This window comes from Flavobacterium pectinovorum (assembly GCF_006438875.1).
GTDB classification, from domain to species: domain Bacteria; phylum Bacteroidota; class Bacteroidia; order Flavobacteriales; family Flavobacteriaceae; genus Flavobacterium; species Flavobacterium pectinovorum_A.
The window spans coordinates 63,702-81,149 of sequence record NZ_RCZH01000016.1; the positions used below are offsets into that span (position 1 = coordinate 63,702).

Genomic DNA, 17,448 nt, shown 5'->3' on the forward strand with positions numbered 1-17,448 from the left:
AGTTTGTTCTTTATAGATTGACAGATTTGTTTTTTACCTTTGCATTATATTTTCAAAAATCAAAGCTCAAATGTTATACTCAAAAATAGAAGGCGAAGGAAAACCATTTATCATCATGCACGGATTTCTGGGTATGTCTGATAACTGGAAAACACTTGCCGGACAATATGTTGATGCCGGATTTCAGGTACATATTTTAGATTTACGCAATCACGGCCGCAGTTTTCATTCAGACGAATGGAGTTATGAAGCCATGGTACAAGACGTGTTTGAATATTGTCAGGCCAATCAATTAAATAAAATAGATATTCTGGGACATTCGATGGGCGGAAAAGTAGCAATGCTTTTTGCAACCACACATCCTGAAATTGTAGACAAATTGATTGTGGCAGATATTGGTCCAAAAGCCTACAAACAACATCATCAGGATATTTTGGCAGGTTTAAACGCAGTTGATTTCTCCGTAAAACCAAGCCGAAACGATGTCGAAGCAATTGTTGCACAATATGTCCCTGATTTTGGAACACGCCAGTTTTTGTTGAAAAACCTATATTGGAAAGAACCGGGACAATTGGCTTTTAGATTTAATCTGGAAGTTTTCAATAATAATCTTGATGCTATTGGTAAAGCTTTGGCAGATGATTTAGTTTTCAATAAGCCAACTTTATTTATTAGAGGCGGAGAATCAGGATATATATTAGATGCAGAATTTGACAACATCCGTAAGCATTTTCCAGATGTTCGTTTCGAAACCATTCCGAATGCAGGACATTGGCTTCATGCCGAAAATCCTAAAATGTTTTTTGAATTGACAACTGAATTTTTAAAAGAGTAGTTTTAATGATGTCACGCAGATCAAAAAAGATTTAAGCTGATTCTCGCATATCTTTTTTACAACTTTAAAATAAATCTGCTATATCTGCGTGAAATAAAAAACACTTTTAATACAGTATAAAATTTAGTACTTTTATTAAAACTTTAAATTAAAAATATGAACTTCTTACTCAGACTTCTTGTAACCGCAGCTTTGGTTTTGTTAATTGCTAACTTTTTGCCAGGTGTTCACGTTGCCAGTTTTGCTACAGCCGTAATCGTTGCAGTGGTTTTAGGATTACTAAATCTTTTCATAAAACCAATATTAGTAATCCTGACTTTACCGGTAACCGTTATTACATTAGGATTGTTTTTATTGGTAATTAATGCAATAATAATTTTGTTGTGTACCAATATAGTTAGAGGTTTTGCAGTAGATACATTCTGGACCGCATTGTTCTTTAGTATCATATTGTCTATCCTTCAGTCTATTACATACAAAATACTAGGAGACGATAAATAAATCTAAAAAATAAAGGAGGATTAAAACGTCTTCAAATACAATAGATTAAAAACTTGGTTGGGTTGCAAAAATTTTATAATTTTGCAACCCAATTTTATTATGTAAATTAAAGAAGAAGATGGATATCAAAAGAGTAGCAATAGATGCTGTGAATGAAACGATCGTAATGACAGTTGTTCACATGGATTATAAAGGTCAGGTGGCAAAAAGAATAAACGAAAAAATGCCATTGGCAACCGTTAAAGGTTTTAGAAAAGGTCAGGTACCAAAAGATCTTGTTGAAAAACAATACGGAAAATCAATTAAGCAAGAAGAAGTTCAAAAAGTTGTTGATTTGGCTTTAGAGCGTTTCGTTCAATCTGAAAGATTAAATCTTTTAGGAACTCCACTTGCTAAAGAAAACGAAAATTTTGATTGGGATGCTGAAGAACTAACTTTCGAATACGAAATTGGTTTAGTTCCAAACTTCGAAATTGATTTAGAAGCAAAAAATAATATCGTAAAATATATCGTTACTGCTGATGATAAATTAATCGACGGACAAGTAGAACGTATCCAAAAACAATTTGGAAAAGCAATTCCACAAGAAGTTGTGTCTGCAGATTCTGATTTGACAGGAACTTTCTCAAACGAAGAAAAAGCGATCAACAATACAACTACAATTTCTGTATCTACTTTCAACAAAGCTGCAGGTGATAAATTCATCGGTAAAAAAGTTGGAGATGTTGTTACAGTAAGCACAAAAGGTTTATTCGAAGACGATCACCAATTAATGGATTACCTTCAAGTAGGTCATGATGACGTTCACGGTTTAGATGTCGAAGTAAACTTTACTATCGAAGCAATCAACGGAGCTGAATTGGCAGAATTAAACCAGGATTTATTTGATAAACTTTTTGGTGAAGGAAAAGTAGCTTCTTTAGAAGATTTGAAATCTAAAATTAAAGAAGATGCAGAAGCTCAATTCGCACAACAAGCAGATCAAAAATTATTGTTAGACGTTCAGGATTTCTTGATCGAAAGCACAAAATTTGATTTACCTTCTGAATTCCTTAAAAAATGGTTGCAAACTGTTGGAGAGAAAAAACTTTCTGCAGAAGAAGCTGAAGTTGAATACGCAAGATCTGAAAGAGGATTACGTTTTCAATTAATCGAAGGAAAAGCAATGGCTCAAAGCAATATCCAAATTACATTTGAAGATTTGAAATCTTTTACAACAAAAGCGATCAGACAACAAATGGCACAATTTGGTCAAACAAATCCAACTGACGAAGAAGTTCAGGGAATTGTGGCTAGAGTTTTATCTAACCAGGACGAAGTAAAAAAACTTTCTGAGCAAGTAGTTGCTGAGAAATTGTTAGAAGTGTTTAAAGAAAAAGCAAATCCAACAACTAAAGAAGTAACTTACGAAGAATTTATTGCTGCTTCATACGGAGAATAATTTCTAAAACAATAAGTATATTGGAGCGTCAGGAAGTTTTTTCCTGACGCTCTTTTGTTTTAATTTATTTTTGATTACTTTTCAGAAGCTAATCCAGCTATTCGTTACAAGTTTTTTCTTCCGTTTAAGTTTTTTAAATTCTTGCAAGAGCTTCTTCCAGTCGCTTTCCAAGAATAAAAAAACTAAAAAAAGGAATTCAAAAAGCTTTTCACTGCTATCTGGGCTAGAAATAAGACAAATTGGCATTCTTTATAAAAAGGTATGAACTTTGTTTTATTCGTTTAAGTCACTTTCAGACTTAGATTTTCAAACTTTTAAACTAAAAATATGAACTACGGTAAAGAATTCAAAAAATTTGCTACAAAGCACCAAGGAGTAAACGCAATGTACTACGACAAAATCGTAGCTGCAATGAATCCAACAAACATGACTCCATACATTATTGAAGAACGTCAGTTGAATATTTCTCAATTAGACGTTTTTTCAAGATTAATGATGGACAGAATTATCTTTTTAGGAACAGGTATCGACGATCAAATCGCAAATATCGTTCAGGCACAGTTATTATTTTTAGAAAGTGCTGATGCATCAAAAGATATTCAAATTTATCTAAATTCTCCTGGAGGAAGCGTTTACGCAGGATTAGGAATTTACGATACCATGCAATATATCAAACCAGACGTAGCGACAATTTGTACCGGTATGGCAGCTTCAATGGGAGCAGTTTTATTATGTGCAGGAGCAGCAGGAAAACGTTCGGCTTTGCCACATTCAAGAGTAATGATTCACCAGCCATCAGGAGGAGCACAAGGTGTTGCAACAGATATGGAAATCAACTTACGCGAAATGTTGAAACTGAAAGATGAATTATACAACATCATCTCTCAGCATTCAGGACAAACTTTTGACAAAGTGCACAAAGACAGTGAGCGTGATTACTGGATGAAAGCAGACGAAGCTAAAGAATACGGAATGATTGATGAAGTATTAAGAAGAAGCTAATTTTTTTAAGGTTCAAAGTTGCAAAGGGACTAAGGTTCTGAGGTTTTTTAACTTGCGATTTTGAAATTTAAAGAAATGATAAAAAAAATATAAGTTAATAGGTTGCTAAGTTTTTGAGGTTTTAGTGATAAATCTCAGAAACTTACTAACTTTGCAGCTTAGTAACTAAAGAAGAATGGCTAAAGTAGTATTAGAATGTTCGTTTTGTGGAAGAAAAAAGCCAGAAACCAATTTATTAATTGCTGGTATTAATGCACATATCTGTGATAAGTGTATTGAACAAGCACACGGAATTGTATTAGAAGAATTAAAATCAAGCGGAAGCGCGAAACTTGTTGGGGACTTAATTTTAAAGAAACCAAAAGAGATAAGAGCTTTCTTAGATCAATACGTAATTGGTCAGGATCAGACAAAAAAAGTAATGTCTGTTGCAGTTTACAATCACTACAAACGTTTAATGCAACAGCAATTAGACGACGAAGTAGAGATTGAAAAAAGTAACATCATTATGGTTGGTCAAACCGGAACCGGAAAAACATTAGTAGCAAAAACAATTGCAAAAATGTTAGACGTTCCTTTGGCAATTGTTGATGCTACCGTACTTACAGAAGCAGGTTATGTTGGTGAAGATGTCGAAAGTATTTTGACACGTTTACTGCAAGCTGCAGATTATGATGTAACCAAAGCCGAAAGAGGAATCGTTTTTATTGATGAAATTGACAAAATTGCCCGTAAGAGCGATAATCCATCAATAACTCGTGACGTTTCTGGTGAAGGCGTGCAACAAGCTTTATTGAAACTACTAGAAGGAACAGTTGTAAACGTGCCGCCAAAAGGAGGACGTAAACATCCCGACCAGAAATTTGTTGAGGTAAATACTCAAAACATCCTGTTTATTGCAGGTGGAGCTTTTGATGGAATTGAACGTATTATTTCGAAACGTTTAAACCGTCAGGCAGTTGGATATTCAACTTCTAAAAATGTAGATAACATTGACAAAGACAATTTATTGCAGTATATTATTCCAAAAGATATTAAAGATTTTGGTTTGATTCCGGAGATAATTGGTCGTTTGCCGGTTTTGACACACATGAATCCTTTAGACCGAGAAACATTGCGTGCAATTTTGACACAGCCTAAAAATGCGTTAATCAAACAATATCAAAAATTATTCTTAATGGATGATGTTGAATTTAATATTTCAGACGAAGCATTGGATTTTATTGTTGACAAAGCACTAGAATACAAATTAGGAGCACGTGGATTGCGCTCATTATGCGAAGCCATCTTAACAGATGCGATGTATGAACTGCCAAGTTCAGACGATAAAGTTTTGTCAATCGATAAAGATTACGCAAAACATACTTTAAATAAAAATTTATTGAAGAAATTAGAAATTGCTTCTTAAATCTTGATATTACTTTGTCAAAGTTCAAAACTTTGACAAAGTTTACTTAAAACCTGTTCATTTAGTTGAACAGGTTTTTTTATGCTTTTTTTAGTATTATTTCTATTTCCATTTTATGTAAATTGTGACTATGAAAAGAATGTTATTCGCCCTAAGTTTTGTGTTGTTTTTATCCTGTAATAAGAATAAAGATGTTTTAGCAGCAAATGTTTCTAAAGCCGAAAAAGCAAAACAAATTACTTCTGGAGAAAAACCTCGCAACGAAATCAGAGACATTGATTACAGTACATATTACAAAGAAGCACAACAATATTGCAAAAAAAATAATCTAAATCAAGATCAGTTTTTTCTGATTGATTTAGGCGTTCATTCTGGTTTGAAAAGGTTTTTCGTTTATGATCTTAAAAAAGACAAAGTTTTAAAATCATATATGGTAAGTCATGGTTGCGGAGATAATAAATGGAATGCAACGATGTCAAAAGAGAATGCACCAATAAGTAATGACTTTGACTCACATTGTTCTTCTATTGGTAAATTTGTGATTTTAGATCGTGGCGTAAGTCAATGGGGAATTAAAGTGAATTATGTATTGCAGGGAAAAGAGAAATCAAATTCAAATGCTCAGAATCGCGCCATAGTTTTACATTCCTGGGAAGCAATTTCAAGCAATGAAATTTATCCAGAAGGAACTCCTGAAGGTTGGGGATGTCCAGCAGTTTCCAATGAAAGTATGAAAGAAATAGATGGTATTTTAAAACAAAATAAAAATGTCCTGATGTGGATTATTAAATCTGATAGTAATTAGCTGTAATTTTTATTTTATTCAGTTTTCGTATCTTTATGTTATAACTATTAAAACTATGCGTTATGAATGAAGCTATTGAGGATTCTCAGGGACATATACTTCTTTGGCAAATCATAAATATAATTGGTTTAATAATCATTATATATGTATTGTATTTGCTAATTAAGTTTTTAAGAAATAAATATAAAAAGTAAAAACGATAAAAATAAAATTAAAAAGTCCCGATTTTAATCCTATCATTTAGACACAAATATTATAAATGAATTTTGAACACGAATTTCACTAATTATCACTAATTCAGTTTGTGAAATTAATTTCACAAACTGAATTAACCAGTTAAAATTTGTGCTAATTTGTGAAATTAGTGTTTGTTTTGTACTTGTGTCCAGACGGTAGGAATTTAATCGGGACTTTTTCTATTGCACTCTAAATTTCTCCCGATATTCAATAGGTTTCATTCCAACCATTTTGTAAAATACCTTTCTAAATGCTTTAGGATCATTATACCCTGTTTTTTCGATAATTTCAGAAATCGAAAGCTGTGTTTGTTCCAGATATTTCTTAGAACTTTCGACTCTTATATTTTGTAAATATTCAATTGGCGGAATTCCTGTAACTTGCTTGAATCTTCGCGTCATATTTCTTGCGCTCGTTGGAATATCTTTTGTTATTTCTTCCAGTTTTTCAATGCTATGATATTGACTTTCTATTTTTTGCTGCAGCATTGCAACCAAAGTATCATTGTGTAAATGATTCGGCCTAAAAGTGCTGAAATAGCTCTGTTTGTATCTGTTCAAATCAATGGAGAAGATTTTTGCTATTTGAACCGCAATTTCGTTTCCGCAATATTTCTGAACTAAAAGAATCAGCAAATGAAATGTTGAGGTAGAACCGCCACTCGTATATAAACTTCCATCAGCTGTTAAAGTTTCTTCGGGTTTTAGTTTCACCATGGGAAAAGCTTTTGTGAAAGCACTGCAAGCATCAACGTGAGTTGTTGCCAGTTTTTCGTTTAGTAAACCTGAAGCAGCAAACAAAAAAGCACCTGTGCAAAAACTGGCTAATTCGGCTCCGGATTTATGTTGTTTTTTTAACCACGGAATAAAATTCTTATTCTTCGCGATCATTTCGCTCATATTGTCAGTCGTAAATGCCGGAATCAAAATCAAGTCCAAAAATTCATTTGAATCTTCAATAGAATTTATATCATATCCAAATATTTGCTCCTGATCAATCTGTTCGACGGATTGAAAAACCATAATATCGAAAGGTTTTTCGGTTTCTTTACTCAGTTTATTAGCCGTTTCAAAGACTTCTAAGATTGCAGCTATACTCAGTAATTTATAATAATGCGGAACAATTAAACCTATTTTCTTACTCATGGTTTTTGTTTTTTGGAAAAATTAACAGACTTACAAAAATAAACAATTTGTCTTAAATGACCCTAAAGATGACTTTTAAAGTAGCTTAAGCTTAATGTTAATAATCTAACTTTGTCTTAATAATTTGTAATTTTATATAAAAATGGAAACAAAAATTTTCTTAAATCTTCCTGTAAAGGATTTAAATCGATCAATATCATTTTTTACCAATCTGGGCTTTTCATTCAATCCAAAATTTACAAATGACAAAGGAACTTGTTTGATTATTGGTAAAAATATTAGTGTAATGATGTTAGTTGAAGAGTTTTATAAAACTTTTACGCATAAAGAAATTTGCAATGCAGAAACAACTAATGAAGTAATTCTTTCGGTACAAGTTGAAAGCCGCGAAAAAGTAGATCAAATCATTGAAAATGCGCTAAAAAATGGAGCAGCTGAATATTTGGAAGCCAAAGATTATGGCTGGATGTATTATCGTTCTTTTTTTGATTTAGATGGACATCATTGGGAATTCTCGGTTATAAACGAGGATCAAATTCCGGATAAAATGTAATTCTTTAAAGAAATAAAATGATAAAGGTTCAAAATACAATCGAAGCACCAATAGAAAAAATTTGGGAGTTATGGACATTGCCTGAACATATTATGAATTGGAATATTCCTTTTGCAGACTGGCATACTCCATATGCAGAAAATGATTTGAAAGTGGGAGGTAAATTTAAATTTACAATGGCTTCAAAAGACGGAAACGAAGGTTTTGATTTTGAAGGAATTTATACTAAAATAGAAAAACTTTCATTGATAGAATATCGGCTTTTAGACAATAGAAAAGCAAGTGTTCGTTTTGAAAATTTAGATACTAAAACAAAACTTACCGAAGCATTTGAACCTGAAGCTACTCTTTCTGAGGAAATGCAAGAACAATTTTGTCAGGCAGTTATTCAGAACTTTAAAAAATATGTTGAAAATTTTAAATAGTAAATCAAGTAACAATAAGTAGTAAATAATAAATAGCAGATATAATGATAACAGTAAAAACCACAGTTAACGCATCAAAAGATAAAGTTTGGGAATTTTGGACATTGCCGGAACACATTACAAAATGGAGTTTTGCTTCACCGGATTGGCATACGCCTTATGCCGAAAATGATTTAAGAGAAGGCGGAACATTCAAATCGACAATGGCGGCAAAAGACGGCAGCATGAGTTTTGATTTTGGAGGAGAATATACATTGGTAGAAAAATACAAAGCAATTGAATATGTTTTGGGAGATGGAAGAAAAGTTGAGATTAGTTTCAATGAAACCCCAAACGGAATAGAAGTAATCGAAAGTTTTGATCCCGAAACACAAAATCCGGAAGAAATGCAGCGCGGAGGCTGGCAGGCAATTATAGATAATTTTAAAAATTATGTTGAGCAGAATTAATTAATTCTTAGGTTCAAAGCTGCAAAGCGACAGAGGTTCAGAGTTTTGAAAAATACCTTTGTGTCCTTGTGTCTTCGTGGCAAAAATGTTTAACGAAAAACAGTAAAAAGATGACAAAACAAATTTGGCTGAATTTGCCTGTAAAAGAGGTGGCAAAATCAAAAGCTTTTTTTTCGAAAATAGGATTCTCTTTTAATGAAGAACACGATACGCCAAGTTCGACTTGCATGATCGTTGGCGAAGGAAAATTTGTAGTAATGCTTTTTGAAGAATCACTATTTGCTGGTTTTTCTCAAAATGAACTTACAGATACAAAATTAAGTTCAGAAGTTCTGATTTCAATTGATGCAGAAAGTGCTGGAGAAGTTGACGAACTGGCAAAGAAAGTTACAGAAGCAGGCGGAAATGTTTTTGCATCACCCGCAGAAAGCCAAGGATGGATGTACGGATGCGGTTTTGCCGATTTAGACGGTCATCGTTGGAATGTACTTTTTATGGATTTTAGTAAATTATCGTAATATGGAAACCTTAGAATTTCAAATCAGAATCAAAGCGTCGGCTGAAAAAATCTGGTCGGTTTTGTGGGAGGATGAAACCTACAAAAAATGGACAAGCGCTTTTTGCGAAGGTTCGCACACGATAAGTGATTGGAATGAAGGCGACAAAATACATTTCATGTCACCTAACGGAGAAGGAATGTATAGTATAATCGAAACTAAAATTCCAAATGAATATATGGCTTTTAAGCATTTAGGTGAAATTAAAGACTTTAAAGAATTACCCATCGATGAAGAAACCAAAAAATGGAGTGGAGCAATGGAAACCTATCGATTAACTCCCGATGACGAATTTATAGATTTAGTCGCTCAGGTTGATGCGGTCGAAAAACATATCGATTATTTTAAAGAAGTATTTCCAAAAGGACTAGAAATAGTAAAGGAACTGTCAGAGGCAGGGGAATAGAATAAAGAAAATAGAAGAAAGAGAATAGATTGACTATAACAAACAAAAAAACAAAATATCATGGCAACATCAGTAAACCCTTATTTAATTTTTAACGGAAATTGCGAAGAAGCATTTCTGTTTTACAAATCAGTTTTTGGAGGAGAATTTCCGTACATCGGAAAATTTAAAGACATGCCTGCAGACGAAGCGGGAGGTTGTGCAGAAGTATCAGATAAAGATGCAAACAGAATAATGCACGTTTCACTGCCAATTGGCGATACCATTTTAATGGGAAGTGACAGTAACGAACAATCCGGTGACGTAGTTTTTGGTGGGAATTTTTCAGTATCGATCAATGTTGAAAGCGAAGGAGAAGGTGACAGAATTTTTAACGGACTTTCGGCCGGAGGAACTGTTTACATGCCAATGGGTAAAACTTTTTGGGGCGCTTATTTCGGAATGTTCAAAGATAAATTCGGCGTAAGCTGGATGGTAAACTTTGACGAGAATCAACCTGGCTAAAAAATCTTTTTTGTGACTGCTTTTTCGCCATGAATTCACGAATCAAACAATTATAATTCGTGAATTCGTGGCGAAAAATTATTTATAAAGTTAGGTTATTCTAATACGAGAACATAATTGTTAAATTAATTGAAAAAGCACATTGATATGTGCTTTTTCTTTACAAAAAAAACAAACAATATCCTTTTTTATAAACAATAGATTGCCGATTTTTGTCGCTTCTTAAAATCAACAAAGAAAAAATGGCAATAGAAGATAAAGAGATTATTTTATTAAAAGTTTCAGGACACGATAAAATAGGGGTGACAGCAGGTTTAACGGCTGTATTGGCGACTTACAATGCTAATATTTTAGATATTGGTCAGGCCGATATTCACGACACACTTTCTCTTGGGATTTTGTTCGAAATTGAAGCTGGTTCTAGTTCAGGACCCGTTTTAAAAGATCTATTGTTCAAAGCTTATGAACTGGAAATCAAAGTAAAGTTCATTCCGATTTCTATAGAGGATTATGAAAAGTGGGTAAAATCACAATCAAAACAACGCTATATTATCAATATTTTAGGTGAGAAATTGGCAGCGTCACAATTAGCAGCAGTTACAAAAATAATGTCAGATCAAAACCTGAATATTGATTCAATCATACGATTAACAGGAAGAACTTCAATTGTCGAGAAAGAAGAATATCCTCGTTCTTGCATACAATTGTCAGTGACGGGCGAAATTGTAAATAAAATTATCATGACAGCAAGTTTTATGGAAATTTCCAGAACTTTAAATGTCGATATTTCGTTTCAGGAAGATAATATTTACAGAAGAAACAGACGTTTAGTTTGCTTCGATATGGATTCCACTTTAATTCAAACCGAGGTAATTGATGAACTGGCAGAGCTAAATGGAGTAGGAGAGCAAGTACGAGCAATTACAGAATCTGCGATGAATGGCGAAATAGATTTCAACGAAAGCTTCAAGCAACGTATGGCATTGTTAGAAGGTTTGAGCGAAGATGTTTTGCAAAATGTAGCTATTAATTTGCCAATTACAAAAGGAGCACATCGTCTGATGAAAGCTTTGAAATATTACGGATATAAAACCGCCATTTTATCAGGAGGATTCACTTATTTTGGAGATTATCTGCAAAAAGAATTAGGAATAGATTACGTTCACGCCAACCAATTAGAGATTAAAGACGGTAAATTAACCGGTAAATATTTAGGCGAAATAGTAGACGGTCAAAAGAAAGCCGAATACCTAAAAGCAATTGCCGAAAAAGAAGGAATTCACATCAACCAGACTATTGCAGTAGGTGACGGAGCAAATGATTTACCAATGCTAAATCTAGCCGGTCTTGGAATCGCTTTCCACGCAAAACCAAAAGTAAAAGAAAACGCCGCAACTTCTATCTCAAGTCTGGGATTAGACGGAGTTTTATACTTATTAGGATATCACGATCGATATATTGATATGATGTAGTTTTCATATTTTCGACCGAAGGGAGAAATCACACGCGAGATTCGACAAAGATTGACGATATTCTTTGCGGCATTACTAGTGTGATTTCTCCCTTCGGTCGAAATGAACAAATACGACTTAATAATAACAAGAAAACCTTAGTTCACAATATGAATTAAGGTTTTTTTTTGGGCATGTCCGCCGAAAAAAGCGGGTCGAGCTATCCGTTTCAATCTTTTGTGTCCGCCCCGGCGGACACAAAAGGATTTCCACTTCTATCCCTCATGTGATTTAGTGGAATTATCGTTTTAAATTCAGAAAAGATCAATATCCAGGATAATTTGGGTGCGGGTGAATTGCCTCCTGCTTTAGCTCAATTTCATTAAGTTAAGGGAATATTGCCGAATAAATCTCGCAAAGTCGCAGAGTCGCAAAGAAAATGTATGTAAACTTGGCGGCTTTGCGACTTTTCGCGATTTTTTTTTCAGTCTTAATTATCTAAAAAAGCTTAACTTAATGACATTGGGCTTTAGCTGAAAAGATTGAATGATTGAATTGTGTTTAGGCTTTAGCCGAATTAATTAGTAATGTAAAATTTGGCTAAAGCCAAAAACAAATCTACTGTAAACCACTATCTAAAGATAGTGGCAATTCAAAAAACGGAATTACTATTTTTTAAGTTCCATCCTTTTGCAATTAAATAGGTCTTGCATTTTATACAAAAAGCAGTTTCTTCATCGAGATGATTTTTCCCTTCGGCATCTCTCATTAAACAAGATTTTACAGGACAATGAGGCAGTCCTTCTGTATGACCTAATTCATGTAGAACGACTTTGTAAAATTGTTGGCTTTTATTTTGTTTACTCATTCTAAAATCAGAAACCACACATGCTTTTCCGGGATGATAACCTAATCCCATAACTCCCCAATCCTTGACTTTTCCTTTGGTTACGCTAATATCATTATTTGATAATCCAACAATTACAGAATCTTTGCCAATATTATTTTTAATAGTTTTGATAATGGTGTCTGCGCGGTATCTATTTCGGGATTCATAATAAGAATTTTTCGGAAAGGGAATATTTTCTCTTAAAACAACATTTGGGTTAATTGTTTTTATTTTGTTGAAAATACTTTTTGCCTGTTCAATTTTGAAATTTCCTAAAGGCTGAATTACAATTATTTTTTGCTGAACTTTCTTCTCATTTGTACAAGAAATTAAAACAAGAATTAAAATCAGAATGTAATTTTTCATTATTTATAATCTCCTTATTATTGGTTTTTGTACAACTGGACAGGATAATCATTTATAAAACTCCAATCGGCATTATTTTGATAATCTAGTTTTATTTTTTTGTCGGAATATTTACTTTTTAACTCATTAAAAAGATTAGAAATAGTTTTTGAATCTTCCCCATAAAACCAATAATTTCTTTCTCCTCCATAAGTTTCAATTAGAAAAATAATTCCGCAATTTTCACCTTCAAATATGTTAATTACTTCGAGATCAAAATCCATAAGTGATTTATTATAGTCAGATGTTGGTAATCCATTATCTTTAATGCTCTCAAATTCAAGAGTTATAGAAATTAATACAGGATATTTTGATTTATATTCCCAAATATTTTTATAATTTGGAATTCTTAAATATAATGGAAGTCCTTCATATTCAGTTCGGGTTGTTAGCCATTCCATTTTTTCGATTGTTTTATTTTGACAAAATGAAGCTGTTGTTATGGTAACAAAGAGTAAAATAAATATTTTTCTGATTTTACTTTTCATTTAATTCGTAAAAATTCGTGTTTAACTCTTAACAGCACACATCTCCTTCAATTGCTCCAAATAATCTCTTTGATTAGAAAGTCTGGGAATCTTGTGTTGTCCGCCTAATTTATCTCTTTCTTTTAACCAATCGTAAAATAAGTTCTCTCGAGCGATATTAATTACCAAAGGATTCAGAGTCATATTGTTCTGACGTTTGGCTTCGTAATCTGAGTTTAAAGTTTGTAGTGTTTCATCCAGAACTTTTTGGAAAAGCCCAACATCGGCAGGTTTTTTCTTGAACTCAATCATCCATTCGTGAGCGCCTTTTTCTTTGTCCTGCATAAAAATTGGAGCAACCGTATAGTCTATAACTTCGGTTTGAGTAAGCTGGCACGCTTTGGCAATTGCCTGATCGGTATTTTCGACCATTAATTCTTCTCCAAAAACATTAATATGATGTTTGGTTCTGCCCGTAACACGAATTCTATAAGGGTTCAAAGATGTAAAACGAACTGTATCGCCAATTAAATAACGCCACAAACCGGAATTGGTAGTAATAACAATGGCATAGTTTTTATTCAATTCAACATCTGCCAAACGAATTACTTTTTGATTTGGAGTTCCAAAAGTATCCATTGAGATAAACTCATAGAAAATTCCATAATCCAACATCAACAATAAGTCGCTTGAATTATTTAAATCCTGAATCGCAAAAAAGCCTTCAGAAGCATTATATATCTCGTAATATTTAAAATCTTTGCTGGGTAAAATTTTCTTGTATTGTTCTCTATAAGGAGAAAAACTTACACCGCCATGAAAGTAAACTTCCAGATTTGGCCAAAGTTCGAGTAAGTTCCCTTTTCCTGTGTTTTCCAGAACTTTATTCATCAAAACCAGCATCCAGGACGGAACGCCTGCAAAACTGGTAACGTTTTCATTTTTAGTTTCATTGATAATAGCAGCAATTTTAGATTCCCATTCGGTCATTAACGAAGTTTTACTGCTTGGTGTGCTGCTAAATTCAGCCCAAATAGGCATATTTTCAATCAAAATAGCCGACAAATCTCCAAAGAAGGTATTGTTGTTTTCATAAATCTGAGAGCTTCCGCCTAAGCGAAGACTTTTCCCCAGAAACAATTCCGAATCCTCATTGTTGTTCAAATACAAACAAAGTAAATCTTTGCTTCCTTTATAATGACAATCTTCAAGAGCTTCATTACTTACCGGAATAAATTTACTTTTAGCATTCGTAGTTCCGCTTGATTTGGCAAACCATTTTATAGGAGTTTCCCAAAAAACATTTTGCTCTCCTTGGCGTGTACGCTCAATCAAAGGTTGTAATTCTTCATAAGTTGCAATTGGAACTCTTTCAGCAAAAGTAGCATAGGAACTAATAGACGAAAAGTCATATTTTTTTCCAATAATCGTATTCTCGGATGACATCAATAAGTTGTGCAACAGTTCTTCCTGAACTTCATTCGGATATTTTAGAAAAAGTTCTATTTGATGTATCCTTTGTTTCAGGACCCAAGAGGCAAACGAGTTGATTATTGATAAGGGCATGGGGAGAATTTAGATTTTAGATTGTTGATTTTAGATTTTAAACTTCAGAAGTTCCGATTAACATAAAATCCGGAAATTTAAAATTTGAATATCGACGTACAAATACTAACTTTGTCGTTGTATCAAAAATAGTGTTTTTTTGTAAAAAAAAGCATTCTATTTTCACGAAAGATGAATTTTAAAATTAAAATTCACAACTCTGACAAGCAATCTTAAATCTTAAATCACCAATCTAAAATATAATGACATATCAAGGAGTACTTACAAAAATGCAAACTGAAATGGGAAATCCAATTCAATATTATTTGGTTTTCGAAGATAGTTTTCTAAGTATGAATCAATTATTGAATAAAGAGATTGAGATTAATTTTGTGGGATATCAATGTTTGAATTGTCAAAAAAAGAAAAAAATATACAGACAAGGTTTTTGTTACGATTGTTTTTACTCAAGCGCAGCGGTTGGAGATTGGATTATGAGACCGGAATTAAGTACGGCGCATTTAGGAATCGCTGATCGTGATTTAGACTATGAGCAAAAAGTACAATTGCAGCCACATGTTGTATATCTGGCTTTGTCAAGCGAGGTAAAAGTTGGGGTAACCAGAAAAACGCAGGTACCTACACGATGGATCGATCAGGGAGCAACTCAGGCAATTGCAATTGTTGAGGTTCCAAATCGATATTTAGCCGGAATTACCGAGGTGGCGTTGAAAAATCATTACGCAGATAAAACCAATTGGAGAAAAATGCTGCAGTGTACTGCCGATGGATGTGACTTGATTCTTGAAAAGTCAAAAGTCGAAAGTTTAATTCCATCTGAAGTTCAGGAATACTTCTATACTCAAAAAAATGATCTGTATGAATTGCATTATCCGGTTCTAAATTATCCTGCTAAAGTAGCCAGTCTGAATTTAGACAAGACACCTTCTTTTCACGGAAAATTAACAGGAATCAAAGGTCAGTACTTAATTTTTGAAAATGGAACGGTTTTTAATGTTCGTGGTTCTGAAGGTTATGTTGTCGAAATAAACGTCTAGATATATCGGGTATTCGTCTATTGTTACAGTATAACTGTCTATTATATTGTTGTTTACGTAAATAATTTTCGTAATTTTAAGTCTCTTTCAAGAAGCAAAAAATGTAAATATTGATACATTTGGTTACAATTTTGTAATAATTGCTTGTTGGAAGAATTTAATTTTAGAAAAAAAAAGAGGCTAGCTTTGAGTTAGTTCAAACTCTATGTTTTTTCTAAAATTAAAAAAAGATTTTATAATTCTTAAATTATTTTATAGATGAGTATCTTAAGCAAAATAAATCATTACAGGCGTGGCGTAATGCGCAATCTGACTAAGAACATTGGAAAACCCAAAAGTGATCAGGGTATTATTTTGGTCGATAAATCTGAGATTAAACGAGTTTTAATTTGCAGACCAAATGCCCGGTTAGGAAATCTTTTATTGATTACACCTCTGGTTCAGGAAGTCACGGAAATATTTCCAAATTGTAAAGTCGATTTGTTTGTTAAGGGAACTTTAGCTCCAATAATTTTTGAGAATTACGAGAATATTGATAAAGTAATCGATTTGCCCAAAAAGCCCTTCAAGAATTTACTGAAATACCTGAATGTCTGGATTTCAATAAAAAAACAAAAATATGATGTTGCGATCAATGTAGATCAAAACTCTTCTTCAGGACGTTTAGCAGTTCAGTTTTCTAATGCTAAGTATAAATTTTACGGAGATTTAAATGAAGACTCTCAACTTGTAAAAAATGATTACGACCATATTGCAAAATATCCCGTTTATAACTTTCGATATTATTTAACCAAACTTGGACTTGCAAAAATCAATAAAATAGTTGCTCCGATAGATCTTAAATTATCATCTTCGGAAATTGCGCAAGGCAAAAAGCTTATAAATGATTTAGTTCATAATTCTAAAAAAACAATCTGCATATTTACTTATGCAACAGGTGCAAAATGTTTGTCAGAAGAGTGGTGGGAAAAGTTTTATTCACAACTCACAACTCAATATAAAGAGTATAATATTATTGAAATTTTGCCTGTAGAGAATGTTTCGCAAATCGCATTTAAAGCTCCTACTTTTTATAGTAAAGATATTCGTGAAATTGGATCTGTAATTGCAAATGCCGATTTATTTATTGGTGCAGATAGCGGTATAATGCACTTAGCAAGCGCTGTTCAGACGCCAACAATTGGTTTATTTTCTATATCAAACATGAAAAAATACCAACCTTATGATAATTGCAGTGTAGGAGTAGATATCAATTTATACACTAAAAAAGAGTATATAAAAACGATAAACTCAATTTTGAATAACGGAAAACTAAATACGTATTCAAACGCTATTTAATTGTAATTTAAAGTATAAAAAAAGAGG

General features: G+C 32.9%; 19 protein-coding genes. 15 read left to right on the forward strand and 4 right to left on the reverse strand.

What is annotated here, in order from left to right:
• The first annotated feature begins 70 nt into the window (after nt 1-70).
• The 6 genes from EAH81_RS20620 (at nt 71) to EAH81_RS20645 (ending at nt 5,992) form a co-directional block, all read left to right on the forward strand.
• Nucleotides 71-835, forward strand: a complete 765-nt coding sequence (locus EAH81_RS20620; protein WP_140510786.1) for an alpha/beta fold hydrolase — start codon at nt 71-73, stop codon at nt 833-835.
• Between the two features lie 156 nt (nt 836-991).
• On the forward strand, nt 992-1,336 hold the full coding sequence (locus EAH81_RS20625; protein WP_140510788.1) for a phage holin family protein: 345 nt from the start codon (nt 992-994) through the stop codon (nt 1,334-1,336).
• A 118-nt stretch (nt 1,337-1,454) separates the two neighbouring features.
• Complete coding sequence (locus tag EAH81_RS20630) at nt 1,455-2,777, forward strand: trigger factor (protein ID WP_140510790.1); 1,323 nt, start codon at nt 1,455-1,457, stop codon at nt 2,775-2,777.
• A 327-nt stretch (nt 2,778-3,104) separates the two neighbouring features.
• Nucleotides 3,105-3,779, forward strand: coding sequence for an ATP-dependent Clp endopeptidase proteolytic subunit ClpP (gene clpP / locus EAH81_RS20635; protein ID WP_072961284.1), 675 nt, complete (start codon nt 3,105-3,107; stop codon nt 3,777-3,779).
• Between the two features lie 175 nt (nt 3,780-3,954).
• Nucleotides 3,955-5,187, forward strand: coding sequence for an ATP-dependent Clp protease ATP-binding subunit ClpX (clpX, locus tag EAH81_RS20640; protein ID WP_140510792.1), 1,233 nt, complete (start codon nt 3,955-3,957; stop codon nt 5,185-5,187).
• Between the two features lie 130 nt (nt 5,188-5,317).
• Nucleotides 5,318-5,992, forward strand: a complete 675-nt coding sequence (locus EAH81_RS20645; RefSeq protein WP_140510794.1) for a murein L,D-transpeptidase catalytic domain-containing protein — start codon at nt 5,318-5,320, stop codon at nt 5,990-5,992.
• Between the two features lie 416 nt (nt 5,993-6,408).
• Here EAH81_RS20645 and EAH81_RS20650 read toward each other — a convergent pair whose 3' ends face one another.
• Entirely contained in the window at nt 6,409-7,374 is a 966-nt protein-coding gene (locus tag EAH81_RS20650) for a GlxA family transcriptional regulator (RefSeq protein ID WP_140510797.1), read from the reverse strand.
• Between the two features lie 142 nt (nt 7,375-7,516).
• On the opposite strand from EAH81_RS20650, the gene EAH81_RS20655 reads away from it, so the two are divergent.
• From EAH81_RS20655 to serB, 7 genes are all read left to right on the forward strand, one after another.
• Nucleotides 7,517-7,927 (forward strand): VOC family protein, encoded by a 411-nt coding sequence (locus tag EAH81_RS20655; protein WP_140510799.1) that lies wholly within the window; start codon nt 7,517-7,519, stop codon nt 7,925-7,927.
• A gap of 17 nt (nt 7,928-7,944) precedes the next feature.
• Nucleotides 7,945-8,352 carry an SRPBCC domain-containing protein gene (locus tag EAH81_RS20660; RefSeq protein ID WP_140510801.1) on the forward strand — a complete coding sequence of 136 codons (408 nt, stop codon included), beginning with the start codon at nt 7,945-7,947 and terminating at the stop codon, nt 8,350-8,352.
• 44 nt (nt 8,353-8,396) lie between these two features.
• Complete coding sequence (locus EAH81_RS20665) at nt 8,397-8,801, forward strand: SRPBCC family protein (RefSeq protein WP_140510803.1); 405 nt, start codon at nt 8,397-8,399, stop codon at nt 8,799-8,801.
• 110 nt (nt 8,802-8,911) lie between these two features.
• Nucleotides 8,912-9,319, forward strand: coding sequence for a VOC family protein (locus EAH81_RS20670; protein WP_140510805.1), 408 nt, complete (start codon nt 8,912-8,914; stop codon nt 9,317-9,319).
• Between the two features lies 1 nt (nt 9,320).
• Nucleotides 9,321-9,764, forward strand: a complete 444-nt coding sequence (locus EAH81_RS20675; RefSeq protein ID WP_140510807.1) for an SRPBCC domain-containing protein — start codon at nt 9,321-9,323, stop codon at nt 9,762-9,764.
• A gap of 60 nt (nt 9,765-9,824) precedes the next feature.
• Nucleotides 9,825-10,268, forward strand: a complete 444-nt coding sequence (locus tag EAH81_RS20680) for a VOC family protein (RefSeq protein ID WP_140510809.1) — start codon at nt 9,825-9,827, stop codon at nt 10,266-10,268.
• 242 nt (nt 10,269-10,510) lie between these two features.
• Nucleotides 10,511-11,740, forward strand: coding sequence for a phosphoserine phosphatase SerB (serB, locus tag EAH81_RS20685; protein ID WP_140510811.1), 1,230 nt, complete (start codon nt 10,511-10,513; stop codon nt 11,738-11,740).
• Between the two features lie 631 nt (nt 11,741-12,371).
• On the opposite strand, the gene EAH81_RS20690 is transcribed toward serB, so the two are convergent.
• The 3 genes from EAH81_RS20690 to EAH81_RS20700 are packed head-to-tail and all read right to left on the reverse strand — an operon-like array spanning nt 12,372 to nt 15,046.
• Nucleotides 12,372-12,974: a Zn-dependent protease gene (locus tag EAH81_RS20690; RefSeq protein ID WP_140510813.1), complete on the reverse strand. Its 603-nt coding sequence runs from the start codon at nt 12,972-12,974 to the stop codon at nt 12,372-12,374.
• A 17-nt stretch (nt 12,975-12,991) separates the two neighbouring features.
• Entirely contained in the window at nt 12,992-13,501 is a 510-nt protein-coding gene (locus EAH81_RS20695) for a DUF695 domain-containing protein (RefSeq protein ID WP_140510815.1), read from the reverse strand.
• Between the two features lie 21 nt (nt 13,502-13,522).
• Complete coding sequence (locus EAH81_RS20700; protein ID WP_140510817.1) at nt 13,523-15,046, reverse strand: GH3 auxin-responsive promoter family protein; 1,524 nt, start codon at nt 15,044-15,046, stop codon at nt 13,523-13,525.
• Nucleotides 15,047-15,288: 242 nt separating this feature from the next.
• Between EAH81_RS20700 and EAH81_RS20705 the strand changes: the two genes are divergently transcribed.
• Together EAH81_RS20705 and EAH81_RS20710 are read left to right on the forward strand one after the other, a co-directional pair.
• Entirely contained in the window at nt 15,289-16,083 is a 795-nt protein-coding gene (locus EAH81_RS20705; protein ID WP_140510819.1) for a DUF2797 domain-containing protein, read from the forward strand.
• A 258-nt stretch (nt 16,084-16,341) separates the two neighbouring features.
• Nucleotides 16,342-17,421 carry a glycosyltransferase family 9 protein gene (locus EAH81_RS20710; RefSeq protein WP_140510821.1) on the forward strand — a complete coding sequence of 360 codons (1,080 nt, stop codon included), beginning with the start codon at nt 16,342-16,344 and terminating at the stop codon, nt 17,419-17,421.
• The last annotated feature ends 27 nt before the right edge of the window (nt 17,422-17,448 follow it).